The sequence below is a fragment of the Aureliella helgolandensis genome (assembly GCF_007752135.1).
GTDB classification, from domain to species: domain Bacteria; phylum Planctomycetota; class Planctomycetia; order Pirellulales; family Pirellulaceae; genus Aureliella; species Aureliella helgolandensis.
Genome location: NZ_CP036298.1, coordinates 1500529 through 1517572, shown reverse-complemented (window position 1 = coordinate 1517572; position 17044 = coordinate 1500529). Strand labels below are relative to the sequence as shown.

The following is a 17044-nucleotide window of genomic DNA, read 5'->3' as shown; positions in this document are numbered from 1 at the left end:
CCCCGCTCCGTGTGCACGCCATGGTTATCCGCCATCTTTCATTGCGGGCAAAACGTCCGGTGCCTTGAAGCACTCGGAGACGAATTTCGCAAGCTCCGGTTTCAGTGATCCATCGGTAGTGTAGAGGTCGTAGTATTGGGGCGTGCCGAGTCCCGATGCGGTCAGCTCTGCCTCGAAATCGGAAAGGGTAGTGATATCGATTCTACGCAGCGTTTCGTTTCCAAGCCAATGCAGCGTTGCATCGTCTATGTGCCTCGAGTTCCCGATTGGTCCGTAGGTGCGTGCAAAAAGCCCTCGGTTTCGGAATAGGTCGATAAAGACAACAAACAACATGTCGGGAACGCGATTGATGTAGCCTTGTGGATGATCGCTGAACTGGTGCAAACGGCTAACGTCGACGAGTGTTCCGGCGAGACGGGCGTGATCCGCAAGACGCTCCTCATAAGACGGAACACGGTGGGTGTAGCGATCGACAGACCATCCGATCGCAAGCGCGATACAGGCGGTGATCAGGAGAAGCGTTGACAGTCGAAATCGCATTGTCTCAGTCGGATAACTTGTTAATATCCTTGGCCAATGAGAATAATCCCATGTTCAAGGCAATTATCCTCAATCTAAGCCCCAATTATCCACATCCCAGGGCGGAATTCCATTCTGAAAGGCTGGCAGGAGGCAGAATTGGAGAATTTGTTCGCCAGCGGGTGGTGGGTAAAAACGAGTCCGCTGCCCAGGCCTGTCGATGAAGAAACAGGAGTCCAATTAAGTCTCCAATCCCCACCCAACAGCTTCGAAACGGCGATGGAAGTGAGTTACTCCGTGGCAATGCGAATGACACGCCGCGCACACGAGCAGCAAAAGCCAGTCGTTGGTCGAACCCCTAATCTGCAGCAGCGAACGAATTCCCAATCGGCTCAAGTCGGATGGCTGCAATTGATCCACAACGGACACGCCCCAGAACCATGAACCTGAGGTGCAGCGTTTGGAAGGTTGGATTTTAGAGCGTCCAATGGCGGAAACGCGATCGCGCATGGGGCGGCGATGGTCCGTGAATCGCTCTGCTCGGCGGGGCTTATGCCGGGCGATCGGGTGCGTGGTAATCGTCGGTAAACAGCTGGATTTGCGCGTTGTCGCAGGTCTCGAAATGGCCCTTGGCAAGCCATCGCACGAGTCTCCGATCCTCGGTAAGGAAGTACTCGCGAGGGGCGTTGCTGATGGGTTTGTCGCTCATTACGGCATCGGAGTAGATTACGTAATGCGACAGAAGATACCGGTTTCCGTTGACATCTTTGGCTGCGAAACGTGCGAGCAGAAAGGGGGCGTTGTCGTGCACATGGAATCCCGAAGGCCTAGGGGCAGTAGCGAACAGGAATCAAAAGTGTCGCATTTGCTACGCCCTCAAACACGTCCCGCCAAGGGCACGGGTGGCCCCAAGCAAGAATCGAGCCCAGGGAGTGGAATTCAAGGTGCCTGCGGATCGTCCGAGTATAACAACGTGTCTATTAGGCCGGAAATCTTGTACTTCCCCTTTGCGAGTCTCAGCACGAGTTGCCGATCTTCGGTGAGTATGTACAACACCCGGTTTTCCTGATCAATCGCAGCCCCCTGTGGCAGGTCGGTAGTCGCGTCGGTCTCGGTGACCAGCGTGCTGTGGGTGACCATCGTATACAGACTAAGCAAATATTCATTTCCTTCTCGATCTTTGGCAGGAAATCGGCCATGCATTTCGGGCGTACCCATGGGCGTCCTCATCGGGCAATTGAAGGCGGATTCACGAGCTATGTCTGGCACACATTTTCGTATACCGGAAAATCAGAATCAACCACTGAGTGAAAATTCCCGCCACACGGGACAATTACGGTGAACGCCACCAACCCAAGCCACCAAGCCGCTCTAATCCGCAAGATTTCCCACTGCTGAGCACATGCAGGTGCAGCGGCCGGTTTTGGGATTGTCCGCAATGCATTTTCGCGGTCGTCTGTTGCAGTCGAACGCCAGCTCACAGAAGAGTAAACCATGCGCAATCGGGAGCTGGTGTTACTTGAGCAACTGCCGGAGTTTCTCAAGAGTAGCGCCGCCAGGCGGGTGGAGCGAGATGTGGACACTCTCGCACGAACGGCTGAAGTGGTCGCTGACTCGCACTCGCAAATAGCGACCGTCGGACGCTCGGTGGCAGGTCAAGTACCACGAATTCCAATGCTTCGCTTTCTTCTGCTGAATCGTGTAGCCGCGGCAGATAATTTCAATCCGCACCACGCTCAAGAAGTGCCGGATCGTCACTCGGTTACCGTTCATCGGTCAACGTGCCTCTCTTGTGAAACTTGCTCGTATTTCATGTTTCTCGCGTAACATGGACCACCGGCCCGTGGCCTAGACACAACGCAATGGACACGGATTAATGCACACGGCCCGGGGGGCCATGCTACTTGGTCATACGGTCCATTCACGGCCCGGGGGGCCATGCTACCTGGCGACACGGTCCGGGGGACCTTGCTACGACGGGGGGGCTACGATGTGGGGGCCAGCGACTTGCGGAAGCTGGCGAACAGGGCCCGAAACACTCCGAGCCAATACTGCGTATCTTCGGGCGATGCAGGCTCGCCCGAGGCGTTGCGGTACGACTGCAGCGAGTCGATGCACCAACGCTCAAATTCCGCGAACGTCACGGGTGATTGCTCGCCGCTGTTGTGTCGCGAGGCTAGGTGATTCTGCAGGATGCGTCGCACCGCACCCAGCTCTTGGCATACACCCGCAAGGGTCAACTGTTGCGCTTCCAAGTAGTGCAGCTCACGCTCCCTCCGCTTGTGCCCAATCTGAGGATCCGCGAGCACCGCATCACGGGCGCGTAGACTCGCGTCGCGATGTTCTTGGATGTCCGCGCTAATCACACTCAATAGCGTGATCTGGGCCTGCACCTGGTCAAGTGAGAGCGGTTCAAGCTGGATCGTCATGCGGATCGCTCCTTTGCCAAACACTGGTGTTCGAATCTGCGGATCGCAATCTGCAATTGCTCATGCGTCCACCCCTGCCCACGGCCGTAGCGGATCAGGTCCGCCCGTCGCCGCTCATCATCACCGCTCATCGTTGCCAGTTGCAGTCGCACCTCCCCACCGCCGATCTGCGCACCGTCGAACGATCGCGGCAACGCGAGCCAGTTGTACAACGTGCCGCCACGCCGTGACTCGGCCGGTAACGCACGAAACGCGGCGATGCGACATTCGATCGCCTCGGGAGTCAGCCCCTGGGAGAGTGCTCGAGAGACCGCCTCCCGAGCTCTGCCAACTCCCAAGGAAGAAACAACAACAACGATCCGTTCGGTCTGCGGCGAATCGGAGGATTCCACCCCCCTGGTGGTTTTGGCGGTTGTTGTTGTTTCTTGTTCTTTAGTTCCAGTTGTTTGTGGACCCACGGTGGGTCCATCAGTGGGTCCATCAGTGGGTCTATCACTGGGTCTATCACTGGGTCTAACGCTGGGTCTAACGTGGGGTCTATCAATGGGGTTTTCGGTAGCGCTCCCCCCCGGAATTGCACGCGGCACGTCGCTCCGGCGTGAGCGAGCACAAATGGCCGCCGCGATCTCCGAATAGACAATCCGATACTCGATCCCGCTGGCCAGTCGGATCTCGGCCAACAGGCCGATCTCTCGCAAGGCGCGAATGCAGCGTTTGACGTGCGAGCGATCGCAATCGGCACTCTCGGCAATCGTGGCCATCGACGCATAGCAAACGACGCCAAAGTCCTCGATCACTCGTAGGATCGCCTTCAAATCGCGAGCCTTCATCCGTCGCCGCACCGGCCTGGCCGTCCCCTCGGTAATCACCACATCGGGACAAGTGAAATCCTGGAGCAACCGGCGCCGGTACCCACGATCGCTAAAATCAAATTCCTGTTGCACGGCCATTGCTATTTCTGCTCCCTGCGGTAATCCATTCGTCTGGTCTCGGTCGAATCTCTGTCGAATTATCTGTCGCGTGCGGAAAGGTTTTTTTCATGCGTCTGCATTGCTACTGCGCAGCGAGCTACTGCGCATCGAACCCATCGCCGAACAACGACAACTGGCTCTGATTCTCCAGAGCCGCGTCGAGCCGCTGCTGGAGCTGCTTGACCTGCAACCGCCGCGACACCGCCGTCTCGTTCTCTCGCAGCTCCCGGAGCTGGGCCGCTCGCAGATCGCGGGCAATCTCCACCACTCGCATCGTTTCACCACGTGCCGGCGATTGGTTCGACCGATCCAGCCGCCGGCCGAGCTCCCGGATCAAGGGGATCGCGAACTCTCGAGCCCACTGGGTCGTGCGATCCGCATGGGCCGTCGCCTCGCAAGATTCGGCCAGCTTCACCAGCTCGCACAACTCCAGCCACTCCGCCGATCCGCGCGTCATTACCGCCGCTTGCAACCGCCAAAAATCCCGCTCGCCCGGTGGCAAGTGCTTTTCTTGGGTCGTGGTCATCGTTCGCCTCCGAATCAAAATAGGGTTGGTTGATAGGTAGCTACCGGGCGAGGAATTGGTGGCAACGGTAGACAGGCGACGGTTGACATCAGGGCGACCGCTCGGGCGATCGCGTGATCCTTGCTGCCCCGGGAGTGCATCTGCCGGCCGTCGGGCAATTCGACCAACCAATCGGCCACCGGCCGCGACTTGGACAATCGCAAGGTGCCGGCCGGTGTGTTTACGTTTAATACCAATCGCATCGAATCAAAAAACCTCCCTGAATGGCCGCTCGTCAGCCGTGCTATTTCGCGTCCTCCCGTAGGACCACCGGCAGGACCACGGCCCGCCGATGGTGCAGCGATTTGCTTAGCCGGTCCCGTCTAGGGTAGACTGGAACCGCCCGTTGCCTCCCTCCACGTTTCGTCAGCCACCACCGTATAATTGCGGCGGGAAACTTCCGGGGAATGCCCAATCCATTCGCTCACCGTGCTGGCATCGAACCGAGCGATCAACTCAGTTCGGCGCGTCGCACGCAGCGAGGTAAACAGTCTGGGCCAACATAATCCGAGGGAGTCGCGAGCGGCCCGACACCGCTTCGCAAAGGTCCGACCACCCATCGCCACAATACCGGGCAACAGGGGATCGGTCGGATGTTCACCGAGTGGCCAGACCGCTTCTAGCAGCGGCACCAGCTCGGGGAACATCGGTGTTTCCCGCAAGACCGGCGGAGCTCGCGCGGCGCGTTTGGATCGCTTGCTATCGACGATCGTGATCCGCAGCGATTCCCAATCGATGTGCGATCGCTGCAGCGTCAGCAGCTCGCTCGGTACCCGCATCCCCGTCCACCTGGCCAGAGCCAACGCGGCCCGCATCTCGGGATCGTGAAAATGGGACAGCAGCGAATCGAACGCACCGACCTCGATAAATGATTTCTTGCCGACCCCGATCGCCGAACTCGACCGGATCTCTAGATCGTCGACCCACCGCTGCCGGCGGGCCCAACGCAGGAATGTTTTTAATTGCTTGGCGTGTTTCGCCCGCGTGTTGGGGGTCGTATTGAGACCGCCCAACCAATCGTCCAGCACCTCGGCCGACAGAGCCCGCATTTGCACGTGACCAAAGGAGTCACACAATTGCCGCAGCGTGTCGGCGTAGGCCTCGACCGTCGACCGCTTATGCTGCCGAGCGACCTCCAGCAGATACGCGGCCACCGCCTGGCGTAGCGTGCGAGCCGCCCCGAGCAATGGAGCCAGCTTGCGCCGCAGCCGATCGTCGATCTTGGACAACCATCGCAGGGTTTCGCCCGGCATGGGCGTGGCTAGCTTTTGCGATTCGACCACCGCCTCGACATGCCGCCGGATCTTTTCAGCCTCGCGAGCAGGCATTTCCCCCAACCACACCGAGTGCCGACGGTCGCTGTCGGTCGGATCATAGACCCGCAGCCGCCAGCCGGTCCGCCCGTTCGATTCGTGAGTGAGTGATGCCATGAGATTTCTATTGGATCGGACGATGGGTGTTCAGTGGTCGAGGCTGGAGTGTCAGCCCAGCAGTTCAGCATCGATGTTGGTGCCAGCTCGCTCGACCGCATCGGCGAGCATCTGGGGATCGTAGAACGGCATCGCCGAGGAGGGGACGTGCAAGGCGATCGGCAAACTGGCCTGCACGGCGAGGGCATCGTGCAGAGCGATGTGCAGCGCGTGCAACGTGCGATACTTCTGCAGCAAGTGCGACATGGGCGACGGCCCACGCAAGACATCCGCCGCATCATTTATCCGCTTGATCTGATCGAGTCCATGCACCATTGTCGTTCCCTCGTTAGTCACCGGTTGAATGAATCACTTGCCCGTCATCGTCGAGATAATCGAGCTGCCAAGTGGGGTGATAGCACCCCGCGTATTTGTCGCCGTCCAGGAGGATTCGCAGGTACCCCGCCCAAGTCGATCGAATCACACCGAACCGCTTGCCGTACTTGTAGTGCACCCGCATTCCACGCTTGGCCGGCACACCGCGTGCTTTCCGGATCGATTCCATCGACATAGAAACCTCCGTTGCAAACCAGTACCCCCAAAACACAGCGGGCAGGATTTGAACCTGCATGGCTATCCGGACAGTTTTGCCAGCGACTCACCGGTTGCGATCCGGCACCAGCACTAGCCTGGTAATGATTCCAATTCCGTTTGCCTACTAATAACGTCTACCAATTCCACCACCGCTGTTTGTTGCGGGCTTTCACGTAGCCCGCGTAGAATGCACCCTTGGCGTTCGGCACTCACGCTGTCCCTCAACGCTATCAACGGGGACAAGTGTTGAAGCCCAACCGCTGTAAACCTAGACCGGATCCCTGCGGCGAGCCGGTTCGATGGCTGGTCCGCCGGTGCGACTGGGCGACAAGGCCGGCCCCGCTTCGACTTTCGCCACTTGCTCCGCATCAAACGTGCTGGACGCTACCGGAGTGCCCTCGTGCAAGGCACTCGGCTGGATCGTGATGCGTCGGCATCCGTTGAGCCATTCCGTGATCGCCACGATCGTCCCAGAAAACCCGCTAATCAAATCCTTCGCCTTGTCACCCAACTTCAACGTGTCGTCCCGCTCAAATGCCGCCATAACTAACTCTCCAAACTCAGGGGGGGAAACTAAAACAAAAACTCAATAAACCGCTGCAGCCGGCTGGCGGCGGGTGCCCCAGTTTGCCGACCGCCGATCGAGTACGGCCAGCGCCTCGGGGATGTGCCCGTAGTCGTCGTCGCGAATCTCTTTGTGCAGTTCGCCGACCAACCGGCACGCATGGGGCATCAACTGCATGGCCGCCACGCATTGGGGGCAAGTACGGAAGGCAGCGAACGTGCCATCCCACTTACCACGCACCGACTGGTGGACTTCGCCCACGGCGATCACGGCAAAGCACTCGCAACATCGATGCGGCCGTCGGGCCTTCACCATGTCGCACGCGAAAAACTCTGGTGGATCTAAATCTTCGCAATCGCACATTACAGTTCCAATCCGACACTGAGGGCCGCGGCCACGAACCGATTGGCGGCCTGGGTCGGCGTGTCCAGCGCCAGGATCACGTGGCGATCGGGGATCGTGTCGAAATCGGCCCAGGGCTCGTCATCCTCGGTCAACAGGGCCTTGCGTTCGACTTTCAGCATCTGCCGGTCGTACTCGCGAATCGCAGGGGCATGCCCCACCAGGTCGACGTCGAATCGCTCCATGATCGCCCGTTCCATCCGATCCTCGAGCTGGTGATACTCGGGCAATAGCAATTTGAGTGGTTTAACGATGTCTCCCAAATACGCCTCGGCGGCATCGTGCAACAACACCGCCCGCAGCACTGCCACCGAGCAACCATCGTCGGTCGCCAATCGGCAACAGAGCATCGAATGCTCGGCGACCGAATAGAACGCGGCGGTATGACCACCAAAGCGGCACAGCTTGCTGAGCGCGTCGGCGATGGTCCGCAGTTCGATCGTCGCCGGATCGGGGTTGACCAAGTCGACATAATGCCCGGCCGCCACCTTGATCGTGGAGCCAACCGTTCCAAAAGTGTCAGGAGTTTGCATCGTTCGTCCGTGATGGTGTGGGGTGATCGGTTATTCGCGGTCGTAGTACTGCCGGCCGGAGTCTTGGCCGGGAAGCAGGGATGTGGCGGCAGCCGACTGGGCTTCCGGTGTTAGGTGGGCCTCCGGTGTTAGGGCGAATCGCGACAGGAGGCGATCGAACCGCTCCTCGCACTTCGCTAGTTCGGTCAACGCCTGGCGGGCGACGTTGTGGTTGTCGGTGGTGGCAAATTCGGTTTGCAGACGCCGGAGCTCTGCCGCCCGGACAATGCAATACACCAGCTTGCACCGCTCGCAGTCGAAATTCGGAGAGTCCGAATTGCCGCCACAGACGCAATCCCCCAAGATCTTGACCGGCCGAGCCGAAGTACTGGAACTCATTCAAAACCTCCCGACGATCCCCAGAGGATCGACCGGCAACACGCCTCGCAGACCATCAATCGCTGCGCGAGGCGTGGCAGAGGTGTCCCATCGCACTGCCTCACAATTGCATCAGAGGGACGCTCAACCGACAGCAGGCGGGTTGCCGGCGAGCGTCTGCATTGCTCACAGATTTCGAGATCCATGCCAGGGAGACCGTGGGAGCGGACCGCCCGCGTTTCTTGCACAATGGCACTCATGGCTATCTGCTCCCCTTGTTAGTTCGACCGCGGGTGCGGGCCCGATCGTGCTCGCTCCACAATCGCAGCAACATCGACCGACGTGTCGCGGCGCAGGCAATATGCGGCCATCGCTCCAGGACCATGTCGGACAGTACGGCCGGAGCCAGGTCGCTCGTTTGCCAAGCCCACAGAACATCCGGCTTGGGCATGCCGCTGGCCATCTGCACATCTTGCAGATACTCGCGACGTCCCCGCATTGGCAAGACGTCCCACGCACGCAGCAAATCGCGGCGGAAATCTTCGAACTCTGGCGACAAGCGCACTGCCTCGGGCGCATTGGCCGGATCGTATCGCTCTGGCTTGTTTGGATCTGGCTGGTTTTGCTCGGGGTCAGTCACTGTGCCACCTCGCACTCTTCCACCGCGAGTTGCAGAGTCGCCAGGCGAGCCGCCTCCGTCTGAGCACTGACACGAGCCACTCGGCTGGCTAGCACACTGTCAACCGACTCGCGAAGAATGCGCGACAGCATGTGCCGCCGCACCAACTCCGGCAGCAGCGGCCACAGGTCCGCAACCGAGCTCCAGGGGAAATAGCCAGAACCGTAGGAACGAGGCACCGATCCGGCCAGTAGTTCCAGATCGGTCGCAAACCCAACCCGTTGTCGCGATGTCAGATCGGCCCAACAGCTCTCCAGCAACCCAGCCGGCTCATGATCCGGCACGCGATCCGGCTCTGGGAGAATCGTCGTAGATACCGGGTCGGCAGATTGCCGGCGGATGCGTTGCGTTCCACGTGTCGCTGTTGCTGGTGCTGTTGCTGTCGCAGTCATGTTCGGGCCCTCGCATAGTTGGTTGGGATGGGTGCAGTGCAGTGCAGTGCAGTAAGGATTGTTAGCGATCCGCATTGCTGGCCGGGGCGGCTGTGGCGTTCTGTGCAGTCGGCGAATGCGGCAGAAGTTCGTCGCGCAAGATCCGGACCGAGCGGGCCGCCATCAGGCCGAGCCGAGTACGGTTGCCGCGGACTTCGACCACCTGGACCTTGATCTCGGTCGCAGTGGTGCTGGGGGGAACGGTCAGAGTGATCTGCTGGGAGGTGCATCGTGAGAGAACTAGCATCCGTGGGTTTCCTTTGTGAAAAAACACGTCGTCCATGATCGCGGCTCGAGCTCCGTGCTCGGCCGCACTGTTGATGGGTCGCACTGTTGATGGGTCGCACTGTTGGTCGGTTTGCCCCTCGGTACGGTTCAAAAAAACTAGAGCGTGTGGCGGGAGAGTGGAGGATTCACAGGGTCCGAGAGTTCGCTTTCCCGACCCGGCGGCTGCTCTTATCCAAACTCACCTGCAGTCCCGGCCCGCACTCCCTTGCCGGTCCCACCCCACGCTCCAGACATCACCCGCACTCGTCGAGGCATTACAAGTGCGAGATCTGATTCACCAATTGCCGGCTAAGCCAATGCCGGGTTTGGGCACGCCCCATCACCCTCGGGCAACCGTTCGATGTACAAATCCAGGTCGCTGCGGCGGTACCGGATCAGCGTCGTCCCATTGACCACCACCGAGCGAATCGCTCCACGGGCCTTGAGCCGCCCGACGGTCTGAGTCGAAACCCCCAGATACTCCGCCGCATCCTGCAGACTCAACAAAGCCGGCCACCGCTCTCCACTCATTACGCCACCTCGTCCGCCACGCGGAGAAATCGGGATTTAAGAATGCGTCGTAACCGGCGCAGTTCGAAACTCTCTAGTGCCTGACCATTGCGAATGGATTCAGCGCGAAACCGCATCTTGGCCGCTTTGGTCGGTAGGCCACGCACTATGTGGTTGTGCTCATTGACGTGCTGGAGACACAGACCGAGCGAGACCATCGGTTGGTCGCACTCAACATGCCGGCCGTCGCTGTCGTCAATATGCAGGCAGCGGTTAATCGCTACTCGCTCCCTAATGCGTTTTTCAACTTTGGCTGTTCTGCGCACTTCGTACACCAATACTTCAAACATGGTTTGTTTCCGAAAGAAGGGTCGCGTCCTGCAAATGAAAGCGTCCGAGCGATCCTCTCCGTCACCTGTGCATAAGAGAAAGTATCGTGCACGATCGTGCACGTCAACAGTTTTTAAGCACGATTTAATAAGCACTGTACTCTAAGTCCTGGTGAGATAGGGACTTATTGATTTAAGATTTTTTTTGCACTACCATGCAGGCATGACAGAAAAACGCGTATCACTGACACAATACCGAGCCCTAAATGAGGCAATGACTGCGCTGGTTGCTGCCGGCGAAGAGGCCGTGCGGCGACTGGAAGAGAGTGGTGCAGATAGTGTCCAGGCGTCTAATTACGAAACCGCCCTGCGTGGATTCAATTACCTAACGAATTTCATCGAAGCCACGGCCGGCACGGCGACGACAGAACGGTCGCGTGCAATTCTCCAGCCCATATTCGACGAGCTGGCGCAGGTGAAACAGGACAAAGCAAAATACGCATCGAAGCGTGGGAGTGATGAGTAGAGCGGTGTAGGGCTCGTCCCTTAACTCCTCCAGTGCGAGCAAGACCTGCTGACGTGTGTATAGACGACTCGAAAACCTCACAACGCTGCGATTGCGCAGAATATAAATGTGAAACATGGGCCAGGTCTCGGGCTGGTGGGCTTGATAGGGGTACAGTCAATTTAGCGCCGCCTCGGCACCAGACTATACCTCTGAGGAACTAGCCACCGTAAATCCGCCAAAGACACCTTTGGTCCCTTCTTTGCATTATCCCAAAGGTCGCTCGCCATGGATAACGACACGCTGAAAGATGATGATGTCAAGGAAGAGAAAATCATTCGCATTGGCCTATTGGTAGCTTCCGCAATTGGATTTCTTGTGGTCTTGGTCGTGGGAGCAGAAGCGATCCGAACGGGCAATATTTCGGCCAAGCAGGCGGTCGAGCTGGCCGGCGACGCACGAGCCCAGACGCCAGCCGAGCCAGACAGTGTCCCAACCTGGGAGGAGAGCGGTCTTTCGCCGGAACACGCTGAACTACTCAACAAGGCGGCTCTCACGCCGGGAGAAAAACGCCGGCTTTCGATAATGCAGGCACACCATAAGCATAACTATGCCAAGTCGGTGACGACTAGCTCGACTTACAATGATTTGCCCGTCACAGCAGTATGGACGTTCGACCCTCTCGGCAAATTCCAAATGGCGGTTTTCAAAGTGAACGCGGACATCGAGCTAAGGGATCGCGGATCCGCCATTGCAGGCTTGCTGATGAAGGACTGCCCAGGCTACATGCGATCCTCATGGTTCAGTGACGAAATTTCCAAGGGGATCGAGACGCAATTACCGCAACGCTGGGTCGATGAGCAGGGCTATCGCATGTCGGTCATGGTCAGCAGTCCGCTGGACATCACCGTCCGAATTGATGCTGAGACAAACTAATGGGAACCGTCTACCGTCGCACGAAGGGGGGCAAATACCACGGCGAGTACACCAACGCACACGGCAAACGCGTCCGCCGAACGACCGGGACAACTCGCAAGCAGGATGCCGAGCGGATCGTCGCACAGTGGGAGTCGGATGCCGCAGCAGCTCGACACGGTGTCGCCATCTCGCAAGACGTCACGCTGGCCGAGCTGGTCGACGAATATCTGGACTACCTCGGCAACTCGGGGGCAAAGCACTTGACGATGACTCGCAGTCGCGTGACTCGGATCCTCACCGAAGCTGGCTGGACAAAGCCGGCACACATGAATCAATTCGAGCTCGAGAAGACCGTCCGACGCCTGAAAGATGAGAAGACCGGCAAGCCGCTAGCCCTTCGCACCCAAGGGCACTACATCACGGCCGCCAAGTCGTTTAGCCGCTGGCTAACGATCCTGCGTAACGTCCTGCATCGCGATCCCCTGGCCGGTACCAAGAAACCGAACTTCTCGGCCGATCGTCGCCTCTCCCGGCGTTTCCTACTGCCGACCGAATGGCGGTGGCTGTCTCAAACACCCAACGCGCTACTTTACGAGACCGCCATCCAAACCGGCTTTCGCGCTGCAGAGATTATGCACCTCAAGCCAGAGCACCTGGCGGACGACCATATCTATTTGCCGGCCGTGCATACCAAGAACAAGCAGCCCGCCAAACAGTACGTCACAGCCGACCTACTGACCAAGCTGGCCGGACAGCTACCATTTATCGTCAACGATTCCCAGCGATTGGCAAAGCTCTTGCGAGCGGATCTGGCTATCGCTCGCAGTGCATATATCGACAGCCTACCGCGTGACACTGCGCCCGACCCAGTATTCCTCATGCCCGAGGACGCTCGCGGCAATGTCTTAGACTTCCACTCCTTGCGTCACACCTGCGGCGCCTGGTTGGCAATCCGCAACGTTAACCCCAAGGTGATCCAATCCGTGATGCGTCACAGCACCATCACGCTAACCCTGGACACCTATGGTCACCTACTGCCCGGAGCGGAGCGAGACGTCGTCGCCCACTTCGAGCACATGCTCACGGAATGTCAGTGATTATGTGACAGCCCGCAGTCGTGGTGAGGTAGTGGCAGGGTAGACGGCAAACGGAGTGCATTGCCGATAGACACGAAAAAACGCAGGGAAAACAGCGTTTTCCCTGCGTTTAAGCGAGAGGCGTCGGTGGGAGTCGAACCCACGATGGCGGATTTGCAATCCGCTGCCTTAGCCACTTGGCTACGACGCCTTCGAAATTTTGCTAGCGAGCACTTTACCCCGAGGTCCTCCGCATGAAAATCCACCCTAGTGAAAAAATTCAGCTAGCGGAGAGGTCCTCTGCGGGTGATTAAACGGATGCAGTGGCAGTGCCCTTGCTACCCACGTTTCTAATCTGGAGAGATTACAACGTCAAGGCCGACAATACTGGTTGTATCGACTTTGCAGCTCGCCCACTCCACACTTTCTAGGAGAAACTTGGAGAGTTACCGGCGAAAATTGGGGCAAACTACTTACTTTCAGGGATTGACGGCTTGCCTCCCCGTTTCCATAACGCCAGGTTGACCTAAACTGGCTCCCTATTATGTATCGGCATTCTGGAATGCAATCCGGAAAATACTTTTCAGTAGCAAGCAAAATCCGCCCTCATTGGGCGATCGGCAAATGACAATTGCCAACACCTTGCGGACCTTTTATCTTCGTTCGCACTGCGGTTGTCGTCTGCCGTTCGCCAGTGTGTCAAGCTATTCTACTTGCCCTCCGGTTTAGTACTTCCTCCGAAATTCTTATCCCCAGGTGTTCACGGGCTACGAATTTCAAGTCCACCAAGCTTTGTTTAATGGATAGAGATAGCAATGAGTGAAAAGTGTGATTTCGGTTTGATTGGCTTGGCCGTAATGGGCGAGAACTTGGCACTCAACGTAGAGAGTCGGGGGAATCGAATTGCGGTCTACAATCGCTCCACTGACAAGGTAGACCGGTTGATGGAGGGGCGTGCCAAAGGGAAGAACTTTGTAGGCTGCCATTCAATCGAAGAGCTTGTGGGCTCTCTGAAAAAACCTCGTTTGGTAATGACGCTGGTCAAAGCGGGCGAAGCGGTGGACGACTTGATTGAGCAGCTGCTGCCTCATATGGAGCCAGGCGATGTGATCATCGATGGCGGCAACGAGCACTACACCAACACAGAGCGACGCACGAAGTACGTTGAAAGCAAGGGTTTGTTGTACGTCGGTGCGGGCGTGTCGGGTGGAGAAGAGGGAGCCCTCAAGGGGCCGAGCCTGATGCCTGGCGGTAGTCCAGCGGCATGGCCATTGATCAAGCCCATTTTTCAAGCGATCTCGGCCAAGGTTGGCCCGAACGACGATATTCCATGCTGCGAGTGGGTCGGGCCTCGCGGTGCCGGACACTATGTGAAGATGGTTCACAACGGCATTGAATACGGAGACATGCAATTGATTTGCGAAGCCTACCAAATCCTGAAGGAGGTGGGGGGGCTGTCCAACGACGAGCTGTATGACGTTTTCGAAGATTGGAACAACGGCGATTTGCAGAGCTATCTGATTGAAATCACCCGCGACATCTTCAGTGCCAAAGATGATCAACCCGATGGTCAAGGCTACCTCGTCGACCAGATCCTAGACGTGGCCGGAGCGAAGGGGACTGGCAAGTGGATGAGTCAGTTGGCTTTGGACCTCGGGGTGCCGAGCACGCTGGTAACCACGGCGGTCTACGCCCGCGGGCTTTCCGCAGTCAAAGAAGCCAGGCAGCGAGCCAGCAAAGTGCTGCAAGGGCCTCAAACGGGAGACAATCCTGAATTTGCCGCTGGTGTCAGCAAATTGGCTGGCGACAAGAAGGCGTTTGTGGAAGCGGTTCGCAAGGCGCTCTACGCCTCCAAAATCTGCAGCTACGCGCAAGGCTTTGTGCAGTTGCAAGCCGCTTCCGAAGAACACGATTGGGGACTCAACTATGGCGACTGCGCCCTGCTATGGCGTGGTGGCTGTATCATTCGGGCCAAGTTCCTAGATCGGATCAAGGAAGCCTTTGACGAGCAGCCCAAGCTGGAGAATCTGCTACTCTACCCGTTCTTCAAGAACATCATCGACGAGAGTCAGGCTGCCTGGCGAGCGGTAATCATTGCCGCAACTCAGTTGGGTGTTCCCACCCCGGCATTCTCTGCCGCCTTGGGCTACTACGACAGCTACCGTCGCGAGCGTCTGCCCGCCAACTTACTGCAAGCCCAACGCGACTACTTTGGGGCGCACACCTACAAGCGGGTCGACCGAGAAGGCACATTCCACTCCGAATGGCTTGAACTCCGTAAGCAACCTAGCAATTAGTCCATGGCGATTTGCAGTTTCAGCCTCCAGGAAACACCTGGAGGCCGATTCCTTACTCATTTTTTCCAATTGCCTCACTGCATCTTGCCACACTGAACTGAGTTGTGCTGCCTCAACTTTTGCACACGCGGTTCGGCCACAACAGACCACCTCTGTTGAGCGGGTAGTGGCCTCAAAAAAGGAATTGACATGGCACATACGATGGTCATCTTTGGAGCATCTGGCGATTTGACAAGTCGCAAGTTAATCCCAGCTCTCTATCGCCTTTTCCAGCGTGGACGACTCCCCGCGGATACGCGTGTCGTCGGTTTTTCTCGGAGTGATTATTCCGACGAGCAGTGGCGAGAGCAGTTAACAGCTACGACCACGAAGTACGTCGGCAAGGACTTTGACGCACAGAGCTGGAAAGAGTTTTCCAAATTCATTCATTATTGTTCTGGAGATATTCAAACGCCGGCTGATTTTGAAAAGTTGGCTCATCGGTTAGAGCAATTGGAAGGTGACCAAACCATCGACCGAGTGTACTACGTGGCCACGATGCCACAGTTGTATGAAATGGCCGCTCAACACTTGGGCCAAGCCGGCTTGGCCGACGATTCGTCGGGTGCCAGACGCATCGTCATCGAAAAGCCATTCGGCACCGATTTAAAAACCGCGCGACACTTGAACCAAGCGATCGGTAAAGTCTTCCGGGAAGACCAGGTGTACCGCATCGACCACTACCTGGGCAAAGAGACCGTCCAAAACATTATGGTGCTGCGGTACGGCAACTCCATCTTTGAACCGTTGTGGAATCGAAACTACATTGACCACGTTCAGATCACGGTCGCCGAGGAAGTCGTGGTTGGCCGCCGAGGGGACTATTACGATGGATCGGGTGTGCTACGGGACATGTTCCAGAATCACATCTTCCAATTGATGATGGTGACCGCCATGGAACCGCCGGTCAAATTCAATTCCGATTCGGTCCGCGATGAGAAAGTGAAAGTCCTCAAAGCAGTGCGTCCGATGAAAGGCGCCGACTTTGCCGATTGCGGAGTGCGAGGTCAGTATGAGGGTTACCGCAAAGAGGTGGGGGTGGCTCCCGACAGTCCCACCGAGACCTTCGCCGCCCTGAAGCTCCACATTGACAATTGGCGATGGCAGGGTGTCCCCTTTTACCTGCGCAGTGGCAAGGCGCTCAGTTGTCGCACGACTCAGATCGTGATTGAATTCAAAGAACCACCTCACCTCCTATTTGGTGGAGGCAAGCACACCGCTCCACAAGCCAATCGCTTGGTGATTCAGATTCAGCCCGCTGAAGGCATCCAGATCCACTTCCAGTCGAAAGTTCCTGACGCCGATATGTCGATGCGGCAAAGTGAGTTGGACTTCCGATTCGACAGTGGTGGCACATCGCTGCCCGACTCTTACCAGCGTTTGCTGCAGGATGTTTTGATGGGGGATGCGAGTCTCTTTGCACGGAGCGATGAAGTGGAATCGGCCTGGGCCATTATTGATCCCATCATCGCAGCTTGGCGCAGTCCAGCCGCTCCCGCGATGAACTCCTATCCGATTGAAAGTTGGGGACCGGAGGCGTCTACTCACTGGATGCAGGACAGCGAACGCAACTGGTTCGATGTTTGCCCGGTCATCAGTTAGTGAAAATTCATGGGTTCACCCGAAAGAACCGCCTGGAAGTGGGCCTT

Annotated in this window: 26 protein-coding genes and 2 tRNA genes; 5 read left to right on the top strand and 23 right to left on the bottom strand. The window is 57.7% G+C overall.

Going from position 1 to position 17044, the window contains the following annotated elements:
* Positions 1-24: 24 nt before the first annotated feature.
* The 22 genes from Q31a_RS05435 to Q31a_RS05335 form a co-directional block, all read right to left on the bottom strand.
* The gene (locus Q31a_RS05435; RefSeq protein ID WP_145075144.1) at positions 25-540 is read right to left on the bottom strand and encodes a hypothetical protein; all 516 of its coding nucleotides are present in this window, start codon (positions 538-540) and stop codon (positions 25-27) included.
* Positions 541-1069: 529 nt separating this feature from the next.
* Positions 1070-1330, bottom strand: a complete 261-nt coding sequence (locus Q31a_RS05430; protein ID WP_145075141.1) for a hypothetical protein — start codon at positions 1328-1330, stop codon at positions 1070-1072.
* 128 nt (positions 1331-1458) lie between these two features.
* Positions 1459-1737, bottom strand: coding sequence for a hypothetical protein (locus Q31a_RS05425; protein WP_145075137.1), 279 nt, complete (start codon positions 1735-1737; stop codon positions 1459-1461).
* A 297-nt stretch (positions 1738-2034) separates the two neighbouring features.
* Positions 2035-2292 (bottom strand): hypothetical protein, encoded by a 258-nt coding sequence (locus Q31a_RS05420; RefSeq protein ID WP_145075134.1) that lies wholly within the window; start codon positions 2290-2292, stop codon positions 2035-2037.
* Between the two features lie 212 nt (positions 2293-2504).
* On the bottom strand, positions 2505-2948 hold the full coding sequence (locus tag Q31a_RS05415) for a hypothetical protein (RefSeq protein WP_145075131.1): 444 nt from the start codon (positions 2946-2948) through the stop codon (positions 2505-2507).
* Positions 2945-3898, bottom strand: a complete 954-nt coding sequence (locus Q31a_RS05410) for a PT domain-containing protein (RefSeq protein ID WP_145075128.1) — start codon at positions 3896-3898, stop codon at positions 2945-2947. Before Q31a_RS05410 ends, Q31a_RS05415 begins: the two co-directional genes overlap by 4 nt.
* 118 nt (positions 3899-4016) lie before the next feature.
* Complete coding sequence (locus Q31a_RS05405; protein ID WP_145075123.1) at positions 4017-4445, bottom strand: hypothetical protein; 429 nt, start codon at positions 4443-4445, stop codon at positions 4017-4019.
* Between the two features lie 14 nt (positions 4446-4459).
* A complete protein-coding gene (locus Q31a_RS05400) occupies positions 4460-4687 on the bottom strand; it encodes a hypothetical protein (RefSeq protein WP_145075120.1) in 228 nt (75 codons plus the stop codon).
* A gap of 120 nt (positions 4688-4807) precedes the next feature.
* Positions 4808-5914, bottom strand: a complete 1107-nt coding sequence (locus Q31a_RS05395) for a tyrosine-type recombinase/integrase (RefSeq protein ID WP_145075116.1) — start codon at positions 5912-5914, stop codon at positions 4808-4810.
* A gap of 51 nt (positions 5915-5965) precedes the next feature.
* Positions 5966-6229 carry a hypothetical protein gene (locus Q31a_RS05390; protein WP_145075113.1) on the bottom strand — a complete coding sequence of 88 codons (264 nt, stop codon included), beginning with the start codon at positions 6227-6229 and terminating at the stop codon, positions 5966-5968.
* A 13-nt stretch (positions 6230-6242) separates the two neighbouring features.
* Complete coding sequence (locus Q31a_RS05385; protein WP_145075110.1) at positions 6243-6464, bottom strand: hypothetical protein; 222 nt, start codon at positions 6462-6464, stop codon at positions 6243-6245.
* 33 nt (positions 6465-6497) lie between these two features.
* Positions 6498-6643, bottom strand: a tRNA-OTHER gene (locus Q31a_RS29940).
* Positions 6644-6755: 112 nt separating this feature from the next.
* The gene (locus Q31a_RS05380) at positions 6756-7031 is read right to left on the bottom strand and encodes a hypothetical protein (RefSeq protein WP_145075107.1); all 276 of its coding nucleotides are present in this window, start codon (positions 7029-7031) and stop codon (positions 6756-6758) included.
* A 42-nt stretch (positions 7032-7073) separates the two neighbouring features.
* Positions 7074-7415 (bottom strand): hypothetical protein, encoded by a 342-nt coding sequence (locus tag Q31a_RS05375; protein ID WP_145075103.1) that lies wholly within the window; start codon positions 7413-7415, stop codon positions 7074-7076.
* Positions 7415-7987: an HD domain-containing protein gene (locus tag Q31a_RS05370; protein WP_145075101.1), complete on the bottom strand. Its 573-nt coding sequence runs from the start codon at positions 7985-7987 to the stop codon at positions 7415-7417. The genes Q31a_RS05375 and Q31a_RS05370 overlap by 1 nt, the downstream gene beginning before the upstream one ends.
* A 30-nt stretch (positions 7988-8017) precedes the next feature.
* On the bottom strand, positions 8018-8365 hold the full coding sequence (locus Q31a_RS05365) for an Ada3 domain-containing protein (protein ID WP_145075098.1): 348 nt from the start codon (positions 8363-8365) through the stop codon (positions 8018-8020).
* Complete coding sequence (locus Q31a_RS05360) at positions 8362-8604, bottom strand: hypothetical protein (protein WP_145075095.1); 243 nt, start codon at positions 8602-8604, stop codon at positions 8362-8364. The genes Q31a_RS05365 and Q31a_RS05360 overlap by 4 nt, the downstream gene beginning before the upstream one ends.
* Positions 8605-8606: 2 nt before the next feature.
* On the bottom strand, positions 8607-8984 hold the full coding sequence (locus Q31a_RS05355; RefSeq protein ID WP_145075092.1) for a hypothetical protein: 378 nt from the start codon (positions 8982-8984) through the stop codon (positions 8607-8609).
* Positions 8981-9415, bottom strand: coding sequence for a hypothetical protein (locus Q31a_RS05350; RefSeq protein WP_145075089.1), 435 nt, complete (start codon positions 9413-9415; stop codon positions 8981-8983). The genes Q31a_RS05355 and Q31a_RS05350 overlap by 4 nt, the downstream gene beginning before the upstream one ends.
* A 61-nt stretch (positions 9416-9476) precedes the next feature.
* Positions 9477-9701 carry a carbon storage regulator gene (locus tag Q31a_RS05345; protein WP_197356242.1) on the bottom strand — a complete coding sequence of 75 codons (225 nt, stop codon included), beginning with the start codon at positions 9699-9701 and terminating at the stop codon, positions 9477-9479.
* 329 nt (positions 9702-10030) lie between these two features.
* A complete protein-coding gene (locus tag Q31a_RS05340; RefSeq protein WP_145075083.1) occupies positions 10031-10252 on the bottom strand; it encodes a helix-turn-helix domain-containing protein in 222 nt (73 codons plus the stop codon).
* Positions 10252-10581 (bottom strand): hypothetical protein, encoded by a 330-nt coding sequence (locus Q31a_RS05335; RefSeq protein ID WP_145075080.1) that lies wholly within the window; start codon positions 10579-10581, stop codon positions 10252-10254. The genes Q31a_RS05340 and Q31a_RS05335 overlap by 1 nt, the downstream gene beginning before the upstream one ends.
* 202 nt (positions 10582-10783) lie before the next feature.
* Between Q31a_RS05335 and Q31a_RS05330 the strand changes: the two genes are divergently transcribed.
* The 3 genes from Q31a_RS05330 (at position 10784) to Q31a_RS05320 (ending at position 13080) form a co-directional block, all read left to right on the top strand.
* Positions 10784-11086 (top strand): hypothetical protein, encoded by a 303-nt coding sequence (locus Q31a_RS05330; RefSeq protein ID WP_145075077.1) that lies wholly within the window; start codon positions 10784-10786, stop codon positions 11084-11086.
* A 267-nt stretch (positions 11087-11353) separates the two neighbouring features.
* Positions 11354-12001 (top strand): hypothetical protein, encoded by a 648-nt coding sequence (locus tag Q31a_RS05325; protein WP_145075074.1) that lies wholly within the window; start codon positions 11354-11356, stop codon positions 11999-12001.
* A complete protein-coding gene (locus tag Q31a_RS05320; protein ID WP_145075070.1) occupies positions 12001-13080 on the top strand; it encodes a tyrosine-type recombinase/integrase in 1080 nt (359 codons plus the stop codon). Before Q31a_RS05325 ends, Q31a_RS05320 begins: the two co-directional genes overlap by 1 nt.
* Positions 13081-13198: 118 nt before the next feature.
* On the opposite strand, the gene Q31a_RS05315 is transcribed toward Q31a_RS05320, so the two are convergent.
* Positions 13199-13270 (bottom strand) — tRNA-Cys (locus Q31a_RS05315).
* Positions 13271-13874: 604 nt separating this feature from the next.
* On the opposite strand from Q31a_RS05315, the gene gndA reads away from it, so the two are divergent.
* Together gndA and zwf are read left to right on the top strand one after the other, a co-directional pair.
* Positions 13875-15356, top strand: a complete 1482-nt coding sequence (gndA, locus tag Q31a_RS05310) for an NADP-dependent phosphogluconate dehydrogenase (protein WP_145075067.1) — start codon at positions 13875-13877, stop codon at positions 15354-15356.
* Between the two features lie 189 nt (positions 15357-15545).
* Complete coding sequence (gene zwf, locus Q31a_RS05305) at positions 15546-16997, top strand: glucose-6-phosphate dehydrogenase (protein WP_145075064.1); 1452 nt, start codon at positions 15546-15548, stop codon at positions 16995-16997.
* The last annotated feature ends 47 nt before the right edge of the window (positions 16998-17044 follow it).

Excerpts from the sequence above, each read along its gene's own strand:
- Q31a_RS05345 (WP_197356242.1), bottom strand. The coding sequence starts at position 9,701 with ATGCTAGTTCTCTCACGATGCACCTCCCAGCAGATCACTCTGACCGTT.
- Q31a_RS05365 (WP_145075098.1), bottom strand. The coding sequence starts at position 8,365 with ATGAGTTCCAGTACTTCGGCTCGGCCGGTCAAGATCTTGGGGGATTGC.
- Q31a_RS05400 (WP_145075120.1), bottom strand. The coding sequence starts at position 4,687 with ATGCGATTGGTATTAAACGTAAACACACCGGCCGGCACCTTGCGATTG.
- Q31a_RS05425 (WP_145075137.1), bottom strand. The coding sequence starts at position 1,737 with ATGGGTACGCCCGAAATGCATGGCCGATTTCCTGCCAAAGATCGAGAA.
- Q31a_RS05435 (WP_145075144.1), bottom strand. The coding sequence starts at position 540 with ATGCGATTTCGACTGTCAACGCTTCTCCTGATCACCGCCTGTATCGCG.
- Q31a_RS05335 (WP_145075080.1), bottom strand. The coding sequence starts at position 10,581 with ATGTTTGAAGTATTGGTGTACGAAGTGCGCAGAACAGCCAAAGTTGAA.
- Q31a_RS05330 (WP_145075077.1), top strand. The coding sequence starts at position 10,784 with ATGACAGAAAAACGCGTATCACTGACACAATACCGAGCCCTAAATGAG.
- Q31a_RS05385 (WP_145075110.1), bottom strand. The coding sequence starts at position 6,464 with ATGTCGATGGAATCGATCCGGAAAGCACGCGGTGTGCCGGCCAAGCGT.
- Q31a_RS05390 (WP_145075113.1), bottom strand. The coding sequence starts at position 6,229 with ATGGTGCATGGACTCGATCAGATCAAGCGGATAAATGATGCGGCGGAT.
- zwf (WP_145075064.1), top strand. The coding sequence starts at position 15,546 with ATGGCACATACGATGGTCATCTTTGGAGCATCTGGCGATTTGACAAGT.
- Q31a_RS05410 (WP_145075128.1), bottom strand. The coding sequence starts at position 3,898 with ATGGCCGTGCAACAGGAATTTGATTTTAGCGATCGTGGGTACCGGCGC.
- Q31a_RS05340 (WP_145075083.1), bottom strand. The coding sequence starts at position 10,252 with ATGAGTGGAGAGCGGTGGCCGGCTTTGTTGAGTCTGCAGGATGCGGCG.
- Q31a_RS05420 (WP_145075134.1), bottom strand. The coding sequence starts at position 2,292 with ATGAACGGTAACCGAGTGACGATCCGGCACTTCTTGAGCGTGGTGCGG.
- Q31a_RS05405 (WP_145075123.1), bottom strand. The coding sequence starts at position 4,445 with ATGACCACGACCCAAGAAAAGCACTTGCCACCGGGCGAGCGGGATTTT.
- Q31a_RS05395 (WP_145075116.1), bottom strand. The coding sequence starts at position 5,914 with ATGGCATCACTCACTCACGAATCGAACGGGCGGACCGGCTGGCGGCTG.
- Q31a_RS05320 (WP_145075070.1), top strand. The coding sequence starts at position 12,001 with ATGGGAACCGTCTACCGTCGCACGAAGGGGGGCAAATACCACGGCGAG.
- Q31a_RS05380 (WP_145075107.1), bottom strand. The coding sequence starts at position 7,031 with ATGGCGGCATTTGAGCGGGACGACACGTTGAAGTTGGGTGACAAGGCG.
- Q31a_RS05370 (WP_145075101.1), bottom strand. The coding sequence starts at position 7,987 with ATGCAAACTCCTGACACTTTTGGAACGGTTGGCTCCACGATCAAGGTG.
- Q31a_RS05415 (WP_145075131.1), bottom strand. The coding sequence starts at position 2,948 with ATGACGATCCAGCTTGAACCGCTCTCACTTGACCAGGTGCAGGCCCAG.
- Q31a_RS05325 (WP_145075074.1), top strand. The coding sequence starts at position 11,354 with ATGGATAACGACACGCTGAAAGATGATGATGTCAAGGAAGAGAAAATC.
- gndA (WP_145075067.1), top strand. The coding sequence starts at position 13,875 with ATGAGTGAAAAGTGTGATTTCGGTTTGATTGGCTTGGCCGTAATGGGC.
- Q31a_RS05360 (WP_145075095.1), bottom strand. The coding sequence starts at position 8,604 with ATGAGTGCCATTGTGCAAGAAACGCGGGCGGTCCGCTCCCACGGTCTC.
- Q31a_RS05350 (WP_145075089.1), bottom strand. The coding sequence starts at position 9,415 with ATGACTGCGACAGCAACAGCACCAGCAACAGCGACACGTGGAACGCAA.
- Q31a_RS05375 (WP_145075103.1), bottom strand. The coding sequence starts at position 7,415 with ATGTGCGATTGCGAAGATTTAGATCCACCAGAGTTTTTCGCGTGCGAC.